Genomic DNA, 20,802 nt, shown 5'->3' with positions numbered 1-20,802 from the left:
AGCGGTGAGACACATCCCAAAGAAACTGACCCAGGTCAGTTCCAGTGCTTGCCGGCCATACCGCGAAACAATACACTTCAGTAAGTTACCGAGACCACGCAGTCACCAGGAACCGTCATGAAAACCGCTTCCGCACGACCCAACCTCCGTCACAATCAACGCGCCGATGTGGATATGGAGGTTCAGGTGTGTACGACAAGCGGCGACCAGTGCAGCTGCGCCACCGCCAACCTGTCCCGATCTGGCCTGCTGCTGAAGTGCGACATGGCCACCGTCAGCCAGTTGCTCCCCCACCAGCGCCCCCCGGTGCCCGGCGAATGGATTGAAGTCACCACCCGCTTCTCGGTACCGGTAGTCGCCAGCCAGAAGGTAGCGGTGGAAGCCCAGGGCCACATTGTTCACCTGCGTCGGGTGTCCCGCGACGAATTCCACCTGGGTATCCAGTTCAAGGCCATCGAGAACAACGGTTACGACTACGTCGACCGCTACGTCAGCAGGCTGCTGGGTAGCCACTGATCCCGCCCTTCAAGGCCGGCAGCTTATTCACCCGCCCCCTAAGCCGGCATATTCTTATGCCAGTAAACTCTAGTTGCTCGCCTTCTTATGCCTCAGCCCAGTCTGATATAGTTGCGGCATTCACACGCCCACGGCAATCGGTACACGCTCACCATGACCAGTTATAACCTGACCCACCTCAAACAGCTGGAAGCGGAAAGCATCCATATCATCCGCGAAGTCGCCGCCGAGTTTGACAACCCCGTCATGCTCTACTCCATCGGCAAGGATTCCGCGGTCATGCTGCACCTGGCCCGCAAGGCCTTTTACCCGGGCACGCCGCCCTTCCCGCTCATGCACGTGGACACCACCTGGAAGTTCAAGGACATGATCGAGTTCCGCGACAAGCAGGTGAGCAAGTACGGTCTCGACCTGATTGTCCACATCAATGAGGACGGGGTTAAGCAGGGCATCGGTCCCTTCACCCACGGCAGTGCCAAACACACCGACGTGATGAAGACCCAGTCCCTCAAGCAGGCCCTGGACAAGTACAAGTTCGACGCCGCCTTCGGTGGCGCCCGCCGGGACGAGGAGAAATCCCGCGCCAAGGAGCGGGTGTACTCCTTCCGCGATGAATACCATCGCTGGGACCCGAAGAACCAGCGCCCGGAGCTCTGGAACATCTACAACGGCAAGGTCAACAAGGGCGAGAGCATCCGCGTGTTTCCGCTGTCCAACTGGACCGAGCTGGACATCTGGCAGTACATCTACCTGGAAAACATCGACATTGTGCCGCTCTACTACGCCGCGGAACGGCCGGTGGTGGAGCGCGACGGCACCCTGATCATGGTGGACGACGACCGCATGCCCCTGAAGGAAGGCGAAACCCCGATGATGAAATCGGTTCGCTTCCGCACCCTGGGCTGCTACCCGCTCACCGGCGCCATCGAGTCCGAAGCCAAGACGCTGCCGGACATCATCCAGGAAATGCTGCTGGCCACCAGTTCCGAGCGCCAGGGCCGGGTCATCGACCATGACTCCGCCGGCTCAATGGAACAGAAAAAGCGTGAAGGTTATTTCTAAGGAACCCGGATATGTCACATCAATCAGACCTAATCGCTGAAGACATTCAGGCCTACCTGAAACAGCACGAAAACAAGGAACTGCTGCGGCTGCTGACCTGCGGCAGCGTGGATGACGGCAAGAGCACCCTGATCGGCCGGCTGCTCCACGACACCAAGATGATCTACGAAGATCACATGGCCAGCCTCAAGAGCGACAGCGCCAAGATGGGCACCACCGGCGAGAAGCTGGACCTGGCGCTGCTGGTGGACGGCCTCCAGGCGGAGCGGGAACAGGGCATCACCATCGACGTCGCCTACCGCTACTTCTCCACCGACAAGCGCAAGTTCATCATCGCCGACACCCCGGGGCATGAGCAGTACACCCGCAACATGGCCACCGGCGCCTCGACGGCACAGCTGGCGATCCTGATGATCGACGCCCGCCACGGCGTCATGACCCAGACCCGCCGCCACTCCTACATCGCGTCGCTGCTGGGCATTCGCCATATCGTGGTGGCCATCAACAAGATGGACCTGGTGGATTTCAGCGAACAGCGTTTCGAGGAAATCAAAAAGGACTATCTGGCGTTCGCCAACCAGCTCGGCCTGCAGGACATCCGCTTCGTGCCGCTCTCGGCCCTGGAAGGCGACAACGTGGTCAACCGCAGCGAGAACACGCCCTGGTTTACCGGGCAGCCGCTGATGGAAATTCTGGAAACCGTCGAAGTTGCCCGCGACAAGAACCTGGAGCACTTCCGCTTCCCGGTCCAGTACGTCAACCGGCCAAACCTCGACTTCCGCGGCTTCTGTGGCACCATCGCCTCCGGTGTGATCCGCCCGGGCGATACCGTGATGGCACTGCCGTCCCGACGCACCTCCACGGTCAAGGAGGTGGTGACGTTCGAGGGCAGCCAGGACGAAGCCTACATCGACCAGGCGGTCACCCTGACGCTGAACGACGAGATCGACGTCAGCCGCGGCGACATGCTGGTGAAACCGGACGACGAGCCGGAAGTGGGCAACCGCTTCAACGCCAACATTGTTTGGATGACCGACGCCCCGCTGGAAACCGGCCGGCTGTACGACATCAAGCTGGGGCCGACCTTCACCTCCGGCACGGTCAAGCAGATTCATCACCAGACCGACGTCAACACCCTCGAGCAGCAGGCCAATCCGAGCCAGCTCCAGCTCAATGAGATCGGCCTGTGCGAACTGACCCTGAGCCAGCCGGTGGCCTTTGACGCCTACCAGCGCAACCACGCCAGCGGCAGTTTCATCGTCATCGACCGGCTGACCAACGTCACCATCGGCGCCGGCATGATCGCCGGACTCGCCGAGGACAGCGATCTGCTCACCCCGGTCTCTGCCGAGGAGCGTGCCCGTCGTCTGGCCCAGCAGCCGGTCATCATTGGCTGTAACGGCAAGCAAGCCCCGGCGCTGGCGGTGGCTCTGGAGCGGGCACTGTTCGATCAGGGCAAGACCGCGGTGGTGGTCTCCGAAGAGAACGCCGGCGATGCCGACGAGCGCCGACGGGTTGCCCAGCTGCTGACGGCCCACGGCCTGATTGCGCTGGCGGTGAATCTGGGCTCGGACGTTGCATCCGCCTCCCTGGCCGTCGACAATGAGCAGGACATCGCGGCAGCGGTCTCCAGCCTGGTTCAGGAGCTGGTGCGGGATCAGCGCATCTGACCCCAGCGCCCGGACCACGGCCAGCAGCCGACCGTTCGACACCGCAGAAAGCCCCGCAGGCCATGAGCCCCGGGGCTTTCTCCGTTTCATGAGTGAGAGAATCCAGCATGGCCATCAAGCAACTACGCACCCTGTTCGCCAGCCAATACCAGCCCGGCCAGCCGGCGCATGTCCGGCCCGGACCAGCACTGCAGGAACCCGGCGGCGACTACGAAGCCCTCCACAAGCAGATGAAACGGCTGTTTAACAGCAAGCCCGGCAAGAAGTACGGCCGCTTCTCGGAAGATCTGGGGGAGTGCCCCTTCAGCGCCTGGCTGAAGGACTACCAGGAAGAGAAGCAGACCTTCGCCGCCCTCACCGATCGCCTGTTCGGCCAGTGGCAGGAGCTGCTGAACGGCTGCCAGGAAGAATTCGACGGCCATCTGATGATCGTCCATGAGGCCCTGGCGGATGCCGAGGTGATCTACCTGCTGATTGTCGAGAATGACAGCGCCATGCGCTTTGACAGCCAGCAGGCCCTGGACGCCACCGACGTCCTGAGCCTGTCCCGGCTCAACCTGGCGGTCCGTATCGAGCTGGACGACTGGCTCGGCGATAACGCCGGCGACAACTACCTCACCCTGGTGCATGGCCGTGGCACGGGCGAACCCGGCGAGCTGTTCATCAAGCTGTGCGGCTTTACCAACCAGGTGGATGTGGAAAAGGAAACCCTGACCTTTCTCGATGCGGTCGAGGCGTTCGCCAAGACCAGCGCACCGGAGGAAGCCGGGGCGGTGCGCAATCGCGCCTACGAGTTCTGCAAGGAGCAGCACGCCCTGGGCGAGCCGGTGGAAATCGAAGCGCTGTCCGGTTACCTGGATGAGAACCAGCCCGAACGTTTCAAGGAGTTCGCCGCCCAGACCGCCGAGTTGCCCGAAAGCGGTGTCCTCCACCCCGACCACCGCAAAGTCAAGAAACTGGTCCGGATCGCCGGCTCCGGCGGAGGCATGAGCGTCTCGTTCTCCTCCGACCTGGTCAACCAGGCGATCTACTACGACCGCGACAGCGATGCCCTCACCATCACCCGCCTGCCCAAGGCGCTGCGGGAACAGCTGCAACGGTATCTGGAAGAGCGGGAGTAGTCTTCCTGCCACACTCTCCAGAGCTGCTTCCCGACAACTTGCTTCGCCTCCTACTTTTGTCGTTTCGACAGTCTCACAGCGGTCACCGATACTGTCCGGGGCCGCTCTGTGGCGGTCGCAGACAACAAGAACACCCCAAAGCGCGTCGGGCCGACGCCAGGGGCAACAGGAGGCTCCATGACTGACCAGGCAACCCCATTGATCACCCTCGAGCGGGACGAGGGCGTAACCACGCTGACCCTCAACCAGCCAGAACGCCGCAACAGCCTGTCGATGGCGATGCTGGAAGCACTGTCGAAACAGCTTGAACAGGTGGCCGCGGACAACGCCACCCGGGTGGTGATCCTGGCCGCGAGCGGGCCGGTGTTCTGCGCCGGCCACGACCTGCGGGAAATCCGCGGGCAGCTCGACCAGCACGCCGCCCAGTTGGCGCTGTTCCAGCTGTGCAGCAAGGTGATGCAGCAGATCGTGCACTTGCCCAAACCGGTGATTGCCCGGGTCGCCGGCGTCGCGACCGCCGCCGGCTGCCAACTGGTGGCCTCCTGTGACCTGGCGGTCGCCGCCGACAGCGCCCGTTTTGCCACCCCCGGAGTCAACATCGGCCTGTTCTGCTCCACCCCCATGGTGGCACTGTCGCGCAATGTCTCCCGCAAACACGCGATGGAAATGCTGCTGACCGGCGAGCTGATCAGCGCGCCCCGGGCCGAACAGATTGGTCTGGTCAACCGGGTGGTGGACGAGCAGGTGCTGGAGCAGGCCACCACGCAGCTGGCACGGACCATTGCCGGCAAATCCAGCCACACCCTGACCATTGGCAAGGCGACGTTTTACCGCCAGCTTGAACTGCCGCTGGCGGACGCCTACGACTACACCGCCAAGGTGATGGCGGACAACCTCCAGGCGGAGGATGCGCGGGAGGGAATCTGCGCGTTTCTGGACAAACGCGCACCGAGCTGGTCAGACCGTTAGGGAGCCAGGTGGGGGTGTCGCTGACGGCGCACCCCTTCCATCCAGCCGACGCCATCGATCAGCTCTCCGGTCTCGGGATCAAACGGCGGGTATGGCAGATTGCGGTCATCGCAATAGCGCTTCACCGTCGGCTGGCACCAGCTGAAAAGTAGCCGCAGGTAGTCTTCCTCGGGCAGCCGGCGCCGGTCGAACAGCCCTGCGGCTTTGCGCTGACGCTGGGCTTCCGCCAGGATGATGGCGCAGGCCGCTGACACGTTCAGCGACTCCACCATCCCCATCATCGGGATCACGATGTGCTCGTCCGCCTGCTCAGCAGCACCGGCACTGACACCATCCACCTCGTTCCCCATGATCACCGCACAGGGCACGGTGTAATCCACCTCCCGGTAGTCCAGCGCCCGCTCCGACAGCTGCGCCGCATAGAGCTTCTTGCCCTGACCACGGAAGTGATCCACGGCGTCCGCCATGGTGGCGTGGGTTTGGGTGCTGACCCAGTTGAAACTGCCACCGGCGGTTTTGCGAAACGCCCGATAGCCCTCGGAAGGCCACACCGCGTGCATGCTGGCCAGCCCGAAGGCATCGCAGGAACGTATGATCGCCGAGAGGTTCCGGGGCTTGTGGACCTGATCCGTCAACACCGTGATATCGGGCTGGCGGGTATCCAGAATCTGCTTGATGCGGGCAAGGCGTTCCGGGGTCATGGCGGTGTCTCGATGTCTGTAACGGCTGGAGGATCTGATACGGATAAAAAGCAGCGCCGAATGGTACCACAACCGGCAATCGGGGTTTGCCGCAAGTCGCCAGCGCAAATGCTGGTTGCGCTTTGAACAGGGCGGTATAATGGCCAGTTCGATTCTGATCCCGGACTAGACACCCGCGCGCGCCACCTCCCGCAGAGGAACTTTTGGCGCCCCGGGCGATCTGTGAACGGGGCGATCGCCCCCGGCTTAAACCGGTAACGCGACCATTCACCTACCCACGTTGAGAACCATGGCCAAGAAGCTCTATATCAAGACCCACGGCTGCCAGATGAACGAGTACGATTCATCCCGCATGGCGGACCTGCTGCGCACCGGCGAAGACGTCGAGATGACCGACACGCCCGAGAACGCAGATATCCTGTTGCTGAACACCTGCTCCATCCGGGAAAAAGCCCAGGAGAAAGTCTTCCACCAACTGGGTCGCTGGAAGAGCCTGAAGAACAGCAAACCGGACCTGATCATCGGCGTCGGCGGCTGCGTCGCCAGCCAGGAGGGCCAGGCCATCATCGACCGCGCGCCCTACGTGGACATGGTGTTCGGCCCCCAGACCCTGCACCGCCTGCCGGACATGATCACCGAGATCAAGACCAAGGGGAACGGCGTCGGCGTGGTCGACGTCACCTTCCCGGAAATCGAGAAGTTCGACAACCTGCCGTCACCGGGCGCGGAAGGCCCCTCGGCCTTCGTCTCGATCATGGAAGGCTGCAGCAAGTACTGCACCTTCTGCGTGGTGCCCTACACCCGCGGTGAGGAAGTCAGCCGTCCGGTCGACGATGTCATCGCCGAGGTGGCCCACCTGGCTGACCAGGGCGTCCGCGAGATCAATCTGCTGGGCCAGAACGTCAACGCCTACCAGGGCGAAACCTTCGACGGCGACACCATGGACCTGGCGGAACTGATCACCCTGATCGCCACCATCGATGGCATTGATCGTATCCGCTACACCACTTCTCACCCGGTGGAATTCTCCGACGCGCTGATCGATGTCTACGCCCAGGTGCCGGAACTGGTCAGCCACCTGCACCTGCCGGTTCAGAGCGGCTCCGACCGTATCCTGGCGCAGATGAAACGGGGCCACACCGCCCTGGAGTACAAATCCAAGCTGCGGCGGCTGCGCAAGATCCGGCCGGACATCAGCTTCTCCTCCGACTTCATCATCGGCTTCCCGGGCGAGACCGAGAAGGATTTTGAGGACACCATGAAACTGATCAACGACATCGGCTTCGACGTGTCGTTCAGCTTTGTCTACAGCGCCCGTCCCGGCACGCCGGCGTCCGACCTGCCGGACGACACGCCGATGGAGATCAAGAAACAGCGCCTGAGCATCCTGCAGCAGCGCATCAACCAGCAGGCCATGGACATCAGCCGCAAGATGGTGGGCACCACCCAGCGTATCCTGGTGACCGGCCTGTCAAAGAAAGACCCGGGGGAATACGCCGGCCGTACCGAGAACAACCGCATCGTCAACTTCCGCCATGACAACCCTGGGGTTGTGGGCCACTTCGTTGATGTGGAAATCCGCGAAGCACTGCCCAATTCCCTGCGCGGCATGCCGGTCGACAACGAACTGCATTGAGTTATGGCGTCACGCCCCCATATTGGCATCAGCCAATGAGATCACTCCCGCTCCGGGCCGTCCGGAGCGACACTGAAAGCAAGAGGACTGATTGAATACCACCGACAGCAAACAGTTCGACCTCCATCCCGTGGACCAGCGTCGCCTGGCAACCCTGTGTGGCCAGTTTGACGAACACCTGAAGCAGATCGAGAAACGTCTGCAGGTGCGCATTGGCCGCCGCGGCCACCACTTCCGGGTGGAAGGCGAGAGCAGTCACGTCGCCGCCGCGGTGGAGGTGGTTCGCCACCTGTACCGGGAAACCGAAGCCAACGACGACATCGAGCCGGACACCGTGCACCTGTTCATTCGCGAATCCGGCCTCGAACGCCTGCCGGAAGACGTGCCCTACGCCGGCGGCGTCACCGTGATCAAGACGCCGAAACTGCAGGCCAAGCCCCGTGGCGGCAACCAGCAGAAGTACGTCCACAACATCCGCAGCCACGACATCAACTTCGGTATCGGCCCGGCCGGTACCGGTAAGACCTGGCTGGCGGTGGCCTGTGCCGTGGAAGCCCTGAAGGATGAGCAGGTCAAACGCATTCTGCTGGTGCGTCCGGCGGTGGAAGCCGGTGAAAAACTCGGTTTCCTGCCCGGGGACCTGGCGCAGAAGGTAGACCCTTACCTGCGCCCGCTGTACGACGCGCTATACGAAATGCTGGGCTTTGACCAGGTCACCCGGCTGATCGAGAAAAGCGTGATTGAGATTGCCCCGCTCGCGTTCATGCGCGGCCGCACCCTCAACAACTCGTTCATCATCCTCGATGAGAGCCAGAACACCACCCGTGAACAGATGAAAATGTTCCTGACCCGTATCGGGTTTGGCTCCACCGCGGTTATCACCGGTGACACCACCCAGGTGGACCTGCCCCGGGGCCAGAATTCCGGACTGATTCACGCCGCCGACGTGCTCAGCAAGGTGGCGGGCATCGGCTTTACCCGTTTCGAATCCAAGGACGTGGTGCGCCACCCGCTGGTGCAGCGCATTGTGGAAGCCTACGACGACTTTGATGACGCCGGGGGCGAACGCCGGTGAGCGGGCTAACCGTTGATATCCAGCGGGTGTTCGACGCCCCGGATCTGCCGGACGATCAACAACTGAAGCGCTGGGCCAATGCCGCCTGGCGCCAGTCCCACGATTCTGAGGTCACCATCCGCATCGTCGGAGTGGACGAGATCGCCGAGCTCAACGAGACCTACCGCGGTAAAGCCAGGCCGACCAATGTGCTGTCCTTCCCATTTGAGGCGCCAGCCGGTATAACGGTGCCATTGGCGGGTGACCTGGTGATCTCCGCCGAAGTGGTGGCGCAGGAAGCCGGAGAGCAACGCAAGACCCTCGACGCCCACTGGGCCCACATGGTGATGCACGGCATCCTGCACCTGCAGGGCTATGACCACATCGACGACCAGGACGCCGAGGTTATGGAAGGCCTGGAAATCCAGCTGCTTGGCCAGCTCGGGTACGCCAATCCCTACGAGGACTTTTCCTCAGAGAACAAGGAAACGGAACAAGACTCATGAGCGACGATCAGTCGAGTCGCAGTCAGGGCAACAAGTCCTGGCTGGAACGCATATCGCAGGCTTTCTCCAGTGAGCCTGAGTCCGCAGAGGACATACTGGAAATCTTACGGGACGCCGAGTCCCAGGACATTATCGACACCGACGCCATGAGCATCATCGAGGGTGCCATGCAGGTGATCGACATGCGAGTCGAGGAAATCATGATTCCGCGCTCGCAGATGGTGACGGTCAAGGCCGCCCAGGACCCCAAACAGTTCCTGCCCGCCATCATCGACTCCGCCCACAGCCGCTTCCCGGTGATTGGCGACAACCAGGACGACGTCATCGGCGTACTGCTGGCCAAGGATCTGCTTCCCCTCGCCCTCAACAACGAGCTGAACTGGAACCGAATCCGCGAAATCCTCCGCCCTCCTACCTTCGTGCCGGAGAGCAAGCGCCTCAATCAGTTGCTCAAGGAGTTCAAGGAAACCCGCAACCACATGGCCATCGTGGTGGACGAGTACGGCGGCACCGCCGGGCTGATCACCATTGAGGACGTGCTGGAACAGATTGTCGGGGAGATCGAGGACGAACACGACTTCGATGAAGAGACCCACATCAAGGCTCGCGGGAACGGCACCTTTGCCGTCAAGGCCGTCACCCCGATCGAAGACTTCAATGAGTTCTTCAAGACTGAACTGGATGAACAGGAATTCGACACCATCGGCGGCGTGGTGCTGAAAGAGTTCGGTCACCTGCCCCGTCGCGGTGAGACCATCAGCTTCGGTGGCCTGACCTTCACCATCGCCAACGCCGACAACCGAGTGATACGCCTGCTTCAGGTAACCCACAGTGCCGAATGATTTTCCAACCCTGAGCGGACGGCGCTGGCTGTCCGCGCTCCTGCTGTTGGTGGCTGGCGCCGCCCAGACATTGACGTTTTCACCCTTCCAGTGGTGGTGGCTGGCGCCGTTCACCATTGCGCTGATTGTTTTCATCACCCTGCCACTGACACCCAGGCAACTGTTCCGTGCCGGCTGGCTGGTCGGCTTCGGGCTGTTTGGCAGCGGCGCATCCTGGGTGTACATCAGCATCAGCCAGTACGGCAACACCTCGGTGCCGGTATCGATCCTGCTGACCCTGCTGTTCGTGGCCGGACTGGCCCTGTTCCACGGTCTGACCTTCTGGGCCTGGGGCAAACTCGCCACAAACAGCGCGATCCGGCGACTGATCCTGTTCCCCGCCCTGTGGCTGCTGGGGGACTGGCTGCGGGGCTGGTTGCTGACCGGCTTTCCCTGGCTTTACCTGGGTACCGCCCAGGTCGATGGCCCACTGGCGGGCCTGGCGCCGATGGTCGGCGTTCACGGTCTCACCCTGTGGATCGTTGGCAGTGGCGCCGCGCTCTACGCCGCAGGCTGGTTGCTGCTGCGCCAGCGCAGCGCCAGTGCCGGCGTCCTGGTTACCGCCTTCCTGCTGCCCTGGCTGATAGGCCCCTGGCTGAAGGATGTGACCTGGACCGAGAAAGCCGAACAACCGCTGTCGGTGGCTGCGATGCAGGGCAATGTGCCGCAGTTGATCAAGTGGGACCCGAAGTTCCTCCAGGATCAGATTGCCACCTATCTGGAACTCACTGAGGACAACTGGCAGAAAGATCTGATCCTGTGGCCGGAAACTGCCATTCCCCTGCCCCAGGACCAGGCAGGACCGATCCTGGAGCATATCCGCGAGCGGCTGGCGCCCGGCAGCACCCTGATCACCGGCATCCCCTGGTACGGGTTCAGTGACCGGATCGAAGACTTCACTTTCCACAACAGCATTCTGTCGGTGGGCAATGGCAACGGCATGTACCACAAACAGAAACTGGTGCCCTTCGGCGAGTATGTGCCGCTGCAGCAGTGGTTGCGGGGGTTGATCGGCTTTTTCGACCTGCCGATGTCGGAGTTTTCCCGAGGCCCGGCCAACCAGTCACCGTTGACCGCCGGGGATGCCAGAGTTATGCCCTACATCTGTTATGAGGTGGCCTATCCGGATTTTGTCGCCATGAACGCTCACCGTGCTGGCCTGCTGATCACCATCAGCAACGACGGCTGGTTTGGCGATTCCATTGGCCCGTTACAACACCTGCAGATTGCCCGGATGCGGGCGCTGGAGACCGGCCGCTACATGATCCGCGGCACCAACAACGGTGTGACCGCAATCATCGATGACCACGGCCAGATCCAGGACACCATTCCCCAGTTCACCCGCGCCACCCTCCATGGCGAGGTCTACGAGGCCGAGGGCAGCACGCCTTACATGCAGAGCGGTTCCTGGCCGGTGCTGACGCTGGCGGCGATCCTGATTGTGTTTGTACGCGAGCGGGTCATTCCGAAACCGGCCTGACCCGCACCGGCCAACTACTCGCTAGCCTCTTTCGGCCAGCGGCTGGTCACCCGCTCGTAGTAGTGGGAGCCGCAGGCATCGCAGGGGGCAATGTGGCTGGTTGCGGTGAGACAGCTCATGTGGCCACAGTTCAGGCATTTGAACATGCCGGCGGTGGCCACTTCACCACTGATGTAATGACTGGCGTCGTCGTTATCCAGCTTCTGGTTCAGCTCCAGAGTGTCCAGCCGGGTCTTGTCCGCCACCGAGAACAGCATGTCCGCCAACTGGTGCTCAATGAGCGAGAGATCCAGCTGAAGCCACTCGGTCAGCCCCTCCCCGGTCTCATCGACGAAGTGCATCAGGTGTTCCAGGTCCCGCGCCAGGTACGCCGACAGCAGGTCGACCTCCTCCCGGGTCATGTCCTCGAGTGCGTACTCGAACTCCACGGCCTTGCCAATCTCATTGCGCAGGCCTTCCAGGGTGATCTCCTCGGCATCCGCCAGGCTATCCTGGACCCGCTTGAGCATCCGGTCGTAAGTGGCCAGGGCCTGGCCAGAAAGGTGCTTGCGTTCTTCGTCGGTCATGGTGACTCCTCTCGTACAGCTGTCCACCGGTCCATGGTGCTGGCGCCAATGGCAATCCGGTGCCCTGTATTGATTCTGGCACAGCTGGCCGTAAATGGCAGACTACCTGTTGACGCGCCCCTGCGTTAGAATGTCCGGCCGCTCAGTAAATCTTCAAATACAGGGTACACACCGCAATGGCAGGAATGGACGAGCACTACCGCCCAAGCGACGTCGAACAGCAGGCGCGCACATTTTGGGAAGACAACAACACGTTCACTGTGCAGGAACAACCAGACAAGCCGAAGTACTACTGTCTGTCCATGTTCCCCTACCCGAGCGGAAAGCTACACATGGGGCACGTTCGCAACTACACCATCGGCGACGTGATCTCCCGCTACCAGCGCATGCAGGGCAAGAACGTGATGCAGCCCATGGGCTGGGACGCCTTCGGTCTGCCGGCGGAGAACGCCGCCATCAGCAACAAGACTGCCCCAGGGAAGTGGACGCGCGCCAACATCGAGTACATGAAGAACCAGCTCAAACAGCTGGGCTTCGGCTACGACTGGAGCCGCGAACTGGCCACCTGTGACCCGGACTACTACCGCTGGGAGCAGTGGTTCTTCGCCCGCCTGTATGAAAAGGGGCTGGTGTACAAGAAGATGGCCACCGTCAACTGGGACCCGGTTGACCAGACCGTGCTGGCCAACGAGCAGGTGGTCGACGGCCGTGGCTGGCGCTCCGGCGCCCTGGTGGAACGCAAGAAGATTCCCCAGTGGTTCATTCGCATCACCGACTACGCCGAAGAGCTGCTCAATGACCTGGACCAGATGGAAGGCTGGCCGGAGCAGGTCAAGACCATGCAGCGCAACTGGATCGGCAAGTCGGTCGGTGTGGAGCTGTCTTTCCCGCTGAAGGGCCGTGACGACGAGGCCCTGACCGTCTACACCACCCGCCCGGATACCCTGATGGGCGTCTGCTACATGGCGGTGGCCGCCGAGCACCCGCTGGCGCGGGAAGCGGCCGAGCGCAGCAGCGAAGTGGCGGAATTTGTCGAGACCTGTCGCAACCAGAAAGTGGCTGAAGCCGATATGGCCACCATGGAGAAAAAGGGCATCGACACCGGCTTCCAGGTCATCCATCCGTTGACCCAGGAAGCGATTCCGGTCTGGATTGCCAACTTCGTCCTCACCGACTACGGCACCGGCGCGCTGATGGCGGTCCCCGCCCACGATGAGCGTGACCACGAGTTTGCCCTCAAGTACCGCCTGCCCATCAAGCAGGTGATCTCGCCCAGCGACAACCGCGAGATCGATACCCACGAGAAGGCGTTCACCGAGAAGGGCACCCTGGTGTCTTCCGGCAAGTACAGCGGCCTCACCAGTGAGGAAGCCTTTGACGCCATCGCCGACGACCTGGAGCAGTCGGGTATCGGCAACCGCACCATCAATTACCGGCTGCGGGACTGGGGTGTATCCCGTCAGCGTTACTGGGGCGCGCCGATTCCGATGATGACCCTGGAAGACGGCACCGAACGCCCGGTACCGGACGATCAGCTGCCTGTGGCTCTGCCGGAAGACGTGGAAATGGACGGTGTCCGCTCCCCCATCAAAGCCGACCCGGAGTGGGCCAAGACCACCGTGGACGGCCAGGCGGCGACCCTGGAAACCGACACCTTCGACACCTTCATGGAGTCGTCCTGGTACTACGCCCGCTTCTGCAGCCCGAACTATGACAAGGGCATGCTGGACCCGGCCGCAGCCAACTACTGGCTGCCGGTAGACCAGTACATTGGCGGCATCGAACACGCCATTCTCCACCTGCTGTACGCCCGCTTCTTCCACAAACTGCTGCGGGACGTAGGCCTGGTGACCAGTTCCGAGCCCTTTAACCGTCTGCTGTGCCAGGGCATGGTGCTGGCCGACACCTATTACCGCGAAGACGACAACGGCGGCAAGATCTGGATCTCGCCGGCCGATGTCACCATCGAGCGGGACGACAAGGGTCAGGTCGTTCAGGCCGTGCACAAGGACGATGGCAAGCCGGTGATTGCCGGTGGCGTCACTAAGATGTCGAAGTCCAAGAACAACGGCATCGATCCCCAGGCCATCATTGACCAGTATGGTGCCGACACCGTGCGCCTGTTCATGATGTTTGCCGCGCCACCGGAGCAGTCCCTGGAGTGGTCCGACAGCGGCGTGGAGGGGGCCCACCGCTTCCTCAAGCGCATGTGGCGCCTGGTGAGCGAGCAGAAGGCCGGCGGCGATGTCCCCGCGCTGGATCCGGAAGCACTCAACAGCGACCAGAAAGCCCTGCGTCGCAAGACCCATGAAACCATCACCAAGGTCAGCGACGACATCAGCCGTCGCCTGACCTTCAACACCGCCATCGCGGCGGTTATGGAACTGCTGAACGACGTCAGCAAGCTCAACGACGGCGAGCCCCAGAGCCGGGCCGCCATCCAGGAGGCGCTGGAAGCCGCGGTACTGATGCTGTCTCCGATCGTGCCCCACATCTGCCACAAGCTGTGGCAGGCCCTGGGCCACGACACCGCCGTGGTGGACGCACCTTGGCCGGAAGCCGATGAAAAGGCCATGGTGAAGACCGAAATCCAGGTGGTCCTGCAGGTGAATGGCAAGGTCCGCGCCAAGCTGGACGTGGCAGCCGACATCGACAAGGCCAGCCTGGAACAGCAGGCCCTGGAGAACGAGAACGTCCAGCGCTTCACCGAAGGCAAGACCGTGCGTAAGGTAATCGTAGTTCCAGGCAAGCTGGTCAACGTGGTGGCCAACTAAATGCGTCAACCGGTCCACTGGCGGCTACTATTGCCTATCCTGCTGGCAACGGCGGTGCTGAGCGGCTGTGGCTTCCAGCTACGCAGCTCGGCCCCGGTGCCCGCCGCCCTGCAGCCATTGGCGGTGAGCTGTGCGGCCGCCATTCCGGACGCCCTGTGCCAGGCGGTAGAGGACAACCTTCGGCTGGGCGGCGTTGAGCTGGCCAGCCGCGACGAGGCGCACTACCGCCTCAACCTGGGCCGGTTTGACCAGAGCCAGCGGACCAGCGCCGTTACCCTGCAGGGCGCAGCGGCCGAGTACGATCTGCGACAGCGGGTCTGGATCGACGTGATTGGCGTCAGTGAGGGGCCGCTGCTGGCCAGCATCGAAATTCGCAGCAGCGAAACCTTCCGCTATGACGAGGACAACGTGCTGGCCAAGGAACGTGAGCAGCGCAGCCTGGAAAGCACCCTCTATCAGCGCCTGGCGCAGCAGATCCTGTTCCGCCTGTCACCGCTGACCGAGGCGCGAATTCAGGCGCTGCAGCAACAGCGCGGCGCCGACGCTGCGGAAGATACCGCCATCCCAGAAGACGCCCCCGCGCAATGAAAGCACAACCGGCCCAGTTACCCCAGCTGCTGAAAAAGGGACTGGCCCCGGTGTATCTGGTCTCCGGTGACGAGCCCCTGCTGGTTCAGGAATGCTGCGACCAGATCCGCCAGGCCGCCCGCAAAGCCGGCTATGGCGACCGGGTCACCTACCATGCCGACCAGCAACTGGACTGGAACACGGTGGGTGAGGAGTTCGGCGCCCTGTCCCTGTTTGCCGAAAAGCGGCGGATTGAAATCCACCTGCCCAATGGCAAGCTGGGTGACGGCCGCAAGGTCCTTGAACAGGTACTGCCGGAACCACCGGACGATATCATCCTGATCCTCATCAGCGCCCGGCTCGATGCCGCAGAGCTACGCCGAAAATGGTACAAGCTGCTGCAGGACAAAGGGGTTCACGTTACCGTCTGGCCGGTGGATAACGACAAGTTCATCGGCTGGCTGCAGCAGCGGGCCCGCAACCAGAACTTGCACCTGACCCGCGGCGCGCTGGACATGCTGGCGGAGCGCCTGGAAGGCAACCTGCTGGCGGCGGCGCAGGAGCTTGAGCGACTCGCACTGCTCGCCAATGGCGAAACCATTGACGAAGAGACGGTGGAAAAGGCGGTCCAGGACAGCGCCCGCTTCAATGTTTTCGAGCTGGTGACGGAACTGTTGCTGGGTAACGCCCAATCCGCCCAGCGCATCATTGGCTTCATTCAGCACGAAGGTGAGAACCCGCTGGGATTGCTCAGCATTCTCAGCCGTGACCTGAACCTGGTGCTGGAGCTCCAGCAGGCGGTCAAGCAGCGGGAGACGCCGGGCAGCTTCCTGAAGCAGCGCGGCATTCGCCAACCCCAACGCGCCCGAGCGTTGGAAGCGGCCGCCCGGCGGCTATCACGCCCAACCATCTACCAGGCGCTGGCGCTGTGCAGCGACGTCGACCGCACCGCCAAAGGTTTTGGCAAACTGCCGCCCTGGCACCATCTGCGAGACCTCGCCAGCCTGATGGCCAAATAGGCAAAGGCCCTGCAAGCAATCATTCCGACCAAACATTGCGCTGCATCACATAACCCCTGCTTTCACTTGACAAATTTTCGTCACTAGCGGCATCTTATGGGTGTCTGCCTGCACACATCCATCTGTACAGCACCCATCAGGAGGACCGTATGAACCTTCAGGATGAGCTCAAACAGGCGGCGGAAAAACTCCGCCAATACCGCGACGAAGCCCGTGTGCAACTTCACCTCGCCCGCGAAGACATTCGTGATGAATGGGACGACCTCGAGAAAGAGTGGGAGCAGTTCCGACACAAACTCGATGACGTGCTTCACGATGCCAATGATGCCGGCCAGGAAGCCCGCGAGAAAGCCAACGAGGTGACTCGCAAACTGCGGGACCGTTATCAGGACCTGCGGGACAGGCTGAAGAAATAGGTTGTCGCAATGGCCTGCTTAGCAAGGGACGGAGCGCCTATGGCAAGGTATAACTCAGTCATGACGACCCGAACGATCGCTCTGTTGTGCCCCTTGCTCTGGGCCGGCCCGCTTCCGGCGGCGGATGTCACCACACCGTCGCCGGAGACGGTGATCGAAGAGCGTTTCTGGGGCCAGCTCCACGCCGAAGGCGGCAAAACGTTCTTCTGTGACACCCCATTTACCAGCAAGGGATTTCTGATCACTCAGGGCTACGTCTACCCCCTGTCCCATGTCCGCACCGCGCTGCGTTGTGGCACACCCCGCCAGTGCGAGAAGGACGAGCGCTATCGCCGAATCGCCTCGGACCTGCACAATATGGTGCCAGTACAAAGCCGGGTCGAGATGCGGCGCCGCAACGCCAAGTACGAACAACTGACGGAAAGCACGCCGGTTGGCGAGTGCGAGATTCGGGAAAGCACCCAGTTCATTGAGCCCCCGGGGCGAATCAAGGGTGATGTGGCCCGGATCGTCGCCTATATGGTGGATACCTATCACTTGCCCTGGCTTGGCACCGCCGTCACATTCCAGAGCTGGAATGAACTGGACCCACCCGATGACACCGAACTGACCCGTCACCGCCGCGTCCGCGACCTTCAGGGCAATGCCAACCGGTTTGTCACCTCTCCGGAGCAGATGGCTCACCTGTAGCCGCGCTGGCAGGCCAGAGCAGATCTGGTCACCGTCAGCCACAAAAAAACCGAGGGCCAGCCTCGGTTTTTTTCACTTCCCTGGCGGGAGTCACACCCTACTTCACGGGCGCATTGAGTACATCCAGCACGTCTTCCAGCTCAGTGATCATTTGCCGGATCAACTGTTTGTACTGGGAGGTGTCATCCTTGATCTCATGGCTGCTCAGCTTCTGCTTGGCGCCGCCAATGGTGTATCCCTGATCGTACAGCAGGCTGCGGATCTGGCGAATGGTGATCACATCCGAGCGCTGATAATAGCGTCGGTTGCCCCGTCGCTTGACCGGCGACAACTGAGGAAACTCCTGCTCCCAATAGCGCAGGACATGGGCCTTGACGGCACACAGATCCGCTACCTCACCAATGGTGAAGTAGCGCTTTCCCGGGATCGCAGGGAGTTCGTTGTTATGACTGGGTTCCAGCATATGCTTCCACTTTCTGCTTCAGTTTCTGACCCGGACGAAACGTCACCACCCGGCGTGCACTGATCGGAATCTCTTCTCCGGTTTTAGGGTTCCGGCCGGGACGCTGCTTCTTGTCCCGCAGATCGAAATTCCCGAACCCGGACAGCTTGACCTGTTCGTTATGGCTCAGCGCACCCCGAATCTCATCGAAAAAAGCTTCAACCATTTCCTTGGCTTCACGCTTATTGAGACCCAGTTCCTCATAAAGACGCTCAGCCATCTCCGCTTTCGTCAATGCTGCCATTCATCAACTCCTCAGTGTCGCCCCCAACTCTTCTTTCAGCGCGTCAATCACACCGTTGAAGAGCGTGTGCACTTCTTCTTCGTTGAGTGTCCTTTCCGGGTGCTGCCAAAACAGACTCAGTGCCAGGCTGCGATTGCCCTCACCCAGGCTCTCGCCTTCATACACGTCAAACGCGCGCAGCGCCGTCATGTGCTCGCCGGCAGTCTGCTTCACCACACGCTCAACATCCGCAAAGGCGGTGTCGTTGCCGATAATGATAGCCAAATCCCGTCGTACTTCCGGGAATTTTGAAACATCTTTGAAATTAGGCACATAACCGGTCACGATCGAATTCAAGGATAGCTCAAACATCAAGATCGTGCCATTAAGTTCAAGGTTTTTCTGAACTTGCGGGTGCAGGCTACCCAACCAGCCAACGAAGGCGCCGTCACGGGTAAGGCGGGCGCACTGTCCCGGATGCAAAGCCGGATGAGCTCCACGCTCGAACTGGACCTCAATGCCCAACAGCTGGAACAGACCTTCCAGTTCACCTTTAACGTCGAAGAAATCGGCCTCACGGCGACCGTTGGTCCAGTTCTCCGGCACCTGGGGACCGGCAATCACGCCACTCAGCATCGGCTGCTGCTCAATCTCGCCATCCCGACGAATAAACCGCAGACCACTCTCGAACAGCCTTACCCGGGGCTGCTGGCGATTCTGGTTATAGGCCACGGTCTTCAGCAGACCGCTCCACAGCGACGTGCGCATGATCGACAGATCCGCCGAAATCGGGTTGGCCAGCTCAATGCCCTCGTGATCCGGGTCCACCAACGCCTGGGTTTTGGGATCGACGAAGCTGTAGGTGATGGCTTCCTGGTAGCCACGGTCAACAAAGTAGCGCTGGATGGCGGACAACGGCCGGGTCGCCTCTGCCACCGGACGCAGCCCCATTGGCGCAACCGGCTCGGTCACCGGCAGGTTGTTGTAGCCAAAGATGCGACCGATCTCCTCAATCAGGTCCTCTTCGATTGCCAGATCCGGACGGAAGCTGGGCACATGCACCTGCCAGCCTTCTTTCAGCAGCTTGTCGACGTGCAGCCCCAGTCGGGTCAGAATTTCCTCAATTTCAGTGCGATCGATAGCCAGCCCCAGCACATCGGTGACCCGCTGATGACGGAGATCAATCACCCGATCCTCAGGCAACTCCTCGTCATGGGTGACCTCAACGATCTCGCCCGGCTCACCGCCAACAATCTCCATCAGCAGGGCCGTGGCACGCTCCATGGCAGTACGGGCCAACTGGTGATCGACACCGCGCTCAAAACGATGGGAGGCGTCGGTGTGAAGGCCATAGTGGCGGGCCTTGCCGGCCAGGGTGATGGGCTCAAAGAAGGCCGATTCCAGCACCAGGTCACGGGTCTTGTCGTTGACACCGGAATGTTCACCGCCCATCACACCGGCAATGGCAATGGGCTTCTGGCGATCGGCAATCACCAGGGTGTCGGGTGTCAGCTCCACTTCCTGGCCGTCCAGCAGTACCAGCTTTTCACCGGCTTCCGCCATACGTACCACGATACCGCCGATGATCTCCTCGCGATCGAAGGCATGCATCGGCTGCCCCAGCTCCAGCATCACGTAGTTGGTCACATCGACAGCGGGATCGATGGAGCGGATACCGGAGCGACGCAGTTTTTCCTGCATCCACAGCGGTGTATCCACCGACAGATCAACGTTCTTCAGGATACGGGCCAGGTATCGCGGGCAACCTTCCGGTGCGGATACTGTGACAGCCACCTGCTCCTGGTGACTGGCCGCTACCGGCTCAATCGCCGGACCTTCCACCAACAGGCTGTTCAGTACGCCAACTTCCCGGGCGATACCGCGAATTGACAGACAATCGGCGCGATTGGGGGTCAGATCGACGTCAATGGTGACGTCGTCCAGCCCCAGATATTCAGTGATGGACTGGCCAACCGGGGCGTCGTCCGGCAGCTCCATCAGGCCATCATGGCTCTCGGACAGCCCCAGTTCGGACTCGGAGCAAAGCATGCCGTGGGATGGCTGACCCCGCAGTTTGGCCTTCTTGATCTTGAAGTCGCCAGGCAGGACCGCGCCAACCATGGCGAACGGTACTTTCAGACCTTCGCGAACGTTGGGCGCACCACAGACCACCTGGACCACTTCGTCACCACCGGCGACCTGGCATACCCGCAGCTTGTCGGCATCGGGGTGGGGAGCGACGGTCCGCACCTCACCGATCACAACGCCGGTAAACCGGCCTGCCACCGATTCAAAACCATCGACTTCCAACCCGGCCATGGTGATCTGGTCCACCAATGCCTGGGTGTCGATTGCCGGGTTAACCCATTCGCGCAGCCACTGTTCACTAAATTTCATGGTGTATGCCTTGTCCTGATGCCGGTAAGCGGAATTGATTCAATGGTTAAGG

20 protein-coding genes are annotated in these 20,802 nt (G+C 61.5%); 15 read left to right on the top strand and 5 right to left on the bottom strand.

The genetic code is table 11. The features are described from left to right. The first annotated feature begins 117 nt into the window (after positions 1–117). The 5 genes from MLD24_RS10130 (at position 118) to MLD24_RS10110 (ending at position 5,338) form a co-directional block, all read left to right on the top strand. Entirely contained in the window at positions 118–516 is a 399-nt protein-coding gene (locus MLD24_RS10130) for a PilZ domain-containing protein (protein ID WP_227171811.1), read from the top strand. Positions 517–669: 153 nt separating this feature from the next. Beyond that, positions 670–1,578, top strand: coding sequence for a sulfate adenylyltransferase subunit CysD (cysD, locus tag MLD24_RS10125; RefSeq protein ID WP_248166534.1), 909 nt, complete (start codon positions 670–672; stop codon positions 1,576–1,578). Positions 1,579–1,589: 11 nt separating this feature from the next. Next, the gene (gene cysN, locus MLD24_RS10120; protein ID WP_248166533.1) at positions 1,590–3,248 is read left to right on the top strand and encodes a sulfate adenylyltransferase subunit CysN; all 1,659 of its coding nucleotides are present in this window, start codon (positions 1,590–1,592) and stop codon (positions 3,246–3,248) included. A 107-nt stretch (positions 3,249–3,355) separates the two neighbouring features. Continuing rightward, positions 3,356–4,369: a nucleoid-associated protein gene (locus MLD24_RS10115; RefSeq protein ID WP_227171814.1), complete on the top strand. Its 1,014-nt coding sequence runs from the start codon at positions 3,356–3,358 to the stop codon at positions 4,367–4,369. Positions 4,370–4,546: 177 nt separating this feature from the next. Then, on the top strand, positions 4,547–5,338 hold the full coding sequence (locus MLD24_RS10110) for an enoyl-CoA hydratase (RefSeq protein WP_248166532.1): 792 nt from the start codon (positions 4,547–4,549) through the stop codon (positions 5,336–5,338). Here the strand turns inward: MLD24_RS10110 and trmH are convergent. Further along, positions 5,335–6,039, bottom strand: a complete 705-nt coding sequence (trmH, locus tag MLD24_RS10105; RefSeq protein ID WP_227171816.1) for a tRNA (guanosine(18)-2'-O)-methyltransferase TrmH — start codon at positions 6,037–6,039, stop codon at positions 5,335–5,337. The genes MLD24_RS10110 and trmH overlap by 4 nt on opposite strands. A gap of 289 nt (positions 6,040–6,328) precedes the next feature. Here trmH and miaB point away from each other — a divergent pair, with 289 nt between their 5' ends. The 5 genes from miaB (at position 6,329) to lnt (ending at position 11,596) form a co-directional block, all read left to right on the top strand. Further along, positions 6,329–7,675, top strand: coding sequence for a tRNA (N6-isopentenyl adenosine(37)-C2)-methylthiotransferase MiaB (miaB, locus tag MLD24_RS10100; protein ID WP_248166531.1), 1,347 nt, complete (start codon positions 6,329–6,331; stop codon positions 7,673–7,675). Between the two features lie 91 nt (positions 7,676–7,766). Beyond that, positions 7,767–8,750 carry a PhoH family protein gene (locus tag MLD24_RS10095; protein WP_227171818.1) on the top strand — a complete coding sequence of 328 codons (984 nt, stop codon included), beginning with the start codon at positions 7,767–7,769 and terminating at the stop codon, positions 8,748–8,750. After that, positions 8,747–9,235 (top strand): rRNA maturation RNase YbeY, encoded by a 489-nt coding sequence (gene ybeY / locus MLD24_RS10090; RefSeq protein WP_248166530.1) that lies wholly within the window; start codon positions 8,747–8,749, stop codon positions 9,233–9,235. The genes MLD24_RS10095 and ybeY overlap by 4 nt, the downstream gene beginning before the upstream one ends. Further along, a complete protein-coding gene (locus MLD24_RS10085) occupies positions 9,232–10,077 on the top strand; it encodes a CorC family transporter (protein ID WP_227171819.1) in 846 nt (281 codons plus the stop codon). Before ybeY ends, MLD24_RS10085 begins: the two co-directional genes overlap by 4 nt. Next, positions 10,067–11,596, top strand: a complete 1,530-nt coding sequence (gene lnt, locus MLD24_RS10080) for an apolipoprotein N-acyltransferase (RefSeq protein ID WP_248166529.1) — start codon at positions 10,067–10,069, stop codon at positions 11,594–11,596. The genes MLD24_RS10085 and lnt overlap by 11 nt, the downstream gene beginning before the upstream one ends. 14 nt (positions 11,597–11,610) lie before the next feature. Here the strand turns inward: lnt and MLD24_RS10075 are convergent, their stop codons facing one another. Then, positions 11,611–12,162 (bottom strand): zinc ribbon-containing protein, encoded by a 552-nt coding sequence (locus MLD24_RS10075; RefSeq protein ID WP_227171821.1) that lies wholly within the window; start codon positions 12,160–12,162, stop codon positions 11,611–11,613. A 185-nt stretch (positions 12,163–12,347) separates the two neighbouring features. Here MLD24_RS10075 and leuS point away from each other — a divergent pair, with 185 nt between their 5' ends. From leuS to MLD24_RS10050, 5 genes are all read left to right on the top strand, one after another. Continuing rightward, positions 12,348–14,936, top strand: a complete 2,589-nt coding sequence (leuS, locus tag MLD24_RS10070; RefSeq protein WP_248166565.1) for a leucine--tRNA ligase — start codon at positions 12,348–12,350, stop codon at positions 14,934–14,936. After that, a complete protein-coding gene (locus MLD24_RS10065; protein WP_248166528.1) occupies positions 14,937–15,524 on the top strand; it encodes an LPS-assembly lipoprotein LptE in 588 nt (195 codons plus the stop codon). Then, positions 15,521–16,522, top strand: a complete 1,002-nt coding sequence (gene holA / locus MLD24_RS10060) for a DNA polymerase III subunit delta (RefSeq protein WP_248166527.1) — start codon at positions 15,521–15,523, stop codon at positions 16,520–16,522. The genes MLD24_RS10065 and holA overlap by 4 nt, the downstream gene beginning before the upstream one ends. Before the next feature lie 149 nt (positions 16,523–16,671). Continuing rightward, on the top strand, positions 16,672–16,938 hold the full coding sequence (locus tag MLD24_RS10055; protein ID WP_248166526.1) for a hypothetical protein: 267 nt from the start codon (positions 16,672–16,674) through the stop codon (positions 16,936–16,938). Positions 16,939–16,998: 60 nt separating this feature from the next. Next, entirely contained in the window at positions 16,999–17,628 is a 630-nt protein-coding gene (locus MLD24_RS10050; protein WP_227171825.1) for an endonuclease, read from the top strand. Positions 17,629–17,725: 97 nt separating this feature from the next. Here the strand turns inward: MLD24_RS10050 and MLD24_RS10045 are convergent, their stop codons facing one another. The 3 genes from MLD24_RS10045 to pheT are packed head-to-tail and all read right to left on the bottom strand — an operon-like array spanning position 17,726 to position 20,750. Then, entirely contained in the window at positions 17,726–18,091 is a 366-nt protein-coding gene (locus MLD24_RS10045) for a MerR family transcriptional regulator (RefSeq protein ID WP_227171826.1), read from the bottom strand. Next, positions 18,072–18,374, bottom strand: coding sequence for an integration host factor subunit alpha (gene ihfA, locus MLD24_RS10040; RefSeq protein WP_007151838.1), 303 nt, complete (start codon positions 18,372–18,374; stop codon positions 18,072–18,074). Before ihfA ends, MLD24_RS10045 begins: the two co-directional genes overlap by 20 nt. 3 nt (positions 18,375–18,377) lie before the next feature. Beyond that, complete coding sequence (gene pheT, locus MLD24_RS10035; protein WP_227171827.1) at positions 18,378–20,750, bottom strand: phenylalanine--tRNA ligase subunit beta; 2,373 nt, start codon at positions 20,748–20,750, stop codon at positions 18,378–18,380. Positions 20,751–20,802 lie beyond the last annotated feature (52 nt).

The sequence above is a fragment of the Marinobacter xestospongiae genome, assembly GCF_023156385.1.
Taxonomy (GTDB): domain Bacteria; phylum Pseudomonadota; class Gammaproteobacteria; order Pseudomonadales; family Oleiphilaceae; genus Marinobacter; species Marinobacter xestospongiae.
This window is presented reverse-complemented; position numbering and strand designations above follow the sequence as displayed.

Coding starts and splice junctions, on each gene's coding strand:
- MLD24_RS10130 (WP_227171811.1), top strand. CDS start 118: ATGAAAACCGCTTCCGCACGACCCAACCTCCGTCACAATCAACGCGCC.
- cysD (WP_248166534.1), top strand. CDS start 670: ATGACCAGTTATAACCTGACCCACCTCAAACAGCTGGAAGCGGAAAGC.
- cysN (WP_248166533.1), top strand. CDS start 1,590: ATGTCACATCAATCAGACCTAATCGCTGAAGACATTCAGGCCTACCTG.
- MLD24_RS10115 (WP_227171814.1), top strand. CDS start 3,356: ATGGCCATCAAGCAACTACGCACCCTGTTCGCCAGCCAATACCAGCCC.
- MLD24_RS10110 (WP_248166532.1), top strand. CDS start 4,547: ATGACTGACCAGGCAACCCCATTGATCACCCTCGAGCGGGACGAGGGC.
- trmH (WP_227171816.1), bottom strand. CDS start 6,039: ATGACCCCGGAACGCCTTGCCCGCATCAAGCAGATTCTGGATACCCGC.
- miaB (WP_248166531.1), top strand. CDS start 6,329: ATGGCCAAGAAGCTCTATATCAAGACCCACGGCTGCCAGATGAACGAG.
- MLD24_RS10085 (WP_227171819.1), top strand. CDS start 9,232: ATGAGCGACGATCAGTCGAGTCGCAGTCAGGGCAACAAGTCCTGGCTG.
- MLD24_RS10075 (WP_227171821.1), bottom strand. CDS start 12,162: ATGACCGACGAAGAACGCAAGCACCTTTCTGGCCAGGCCCTGGCCACT.
- leuS (WP_248166565.1), top strand. CDS start 12,348: ATGGACGAGCACTACCGCCCAAGCGACGTCGAACAGCAGGCGCGCACA.
- MLD24_RS10065 (WP_248166528.1), top strand. CDS start 14,937: ATGCGTCAACCGGTCCACTGGCGGCTACTATTGCCTATCCTGCTGGCA.
- holA (WP_248166527.1), top strand. CDS start 15,521: ATGAAAGCACAACCGGCCCAGTTACCCCAGCTGCTGAAAAAGGGACTG.
- MLD24_RS10055 (WP_248166526.1), top strand. CDS start 16,672: ATGAACCTTCAGGATGAGCTCAAACAGGCGGCGGAAAAACTCCGCCAA.
- MLD24_RS10050 (WP_227171825.1), top strand. CDS start 16,999: ATGACGACCCGAACGATCGCTCTGTTGTGCCCCTTGCTCTGGGCCGGC.
- MLD24_RS10045 (WP_227171826.1), bottom strand. CDS start 18,091: ATGCTGGAACCCAGTCATAACAACGAACTCCCTGCGATCCCGGGAAAG.
- ihfA (WP_007151838.1), bottom strand. CDS start 18,374: ATGGCAGCATTGACGAAAGCGGAGATGGCTGAGCGTCTTTATGAGGAA.
- pheT (WP_227171827.1), bottom strand. CDS start 20,750: ATGAAATTTAGTGAACAGTGGCTGCGCGAATGGGTTAACCCGGCAATC.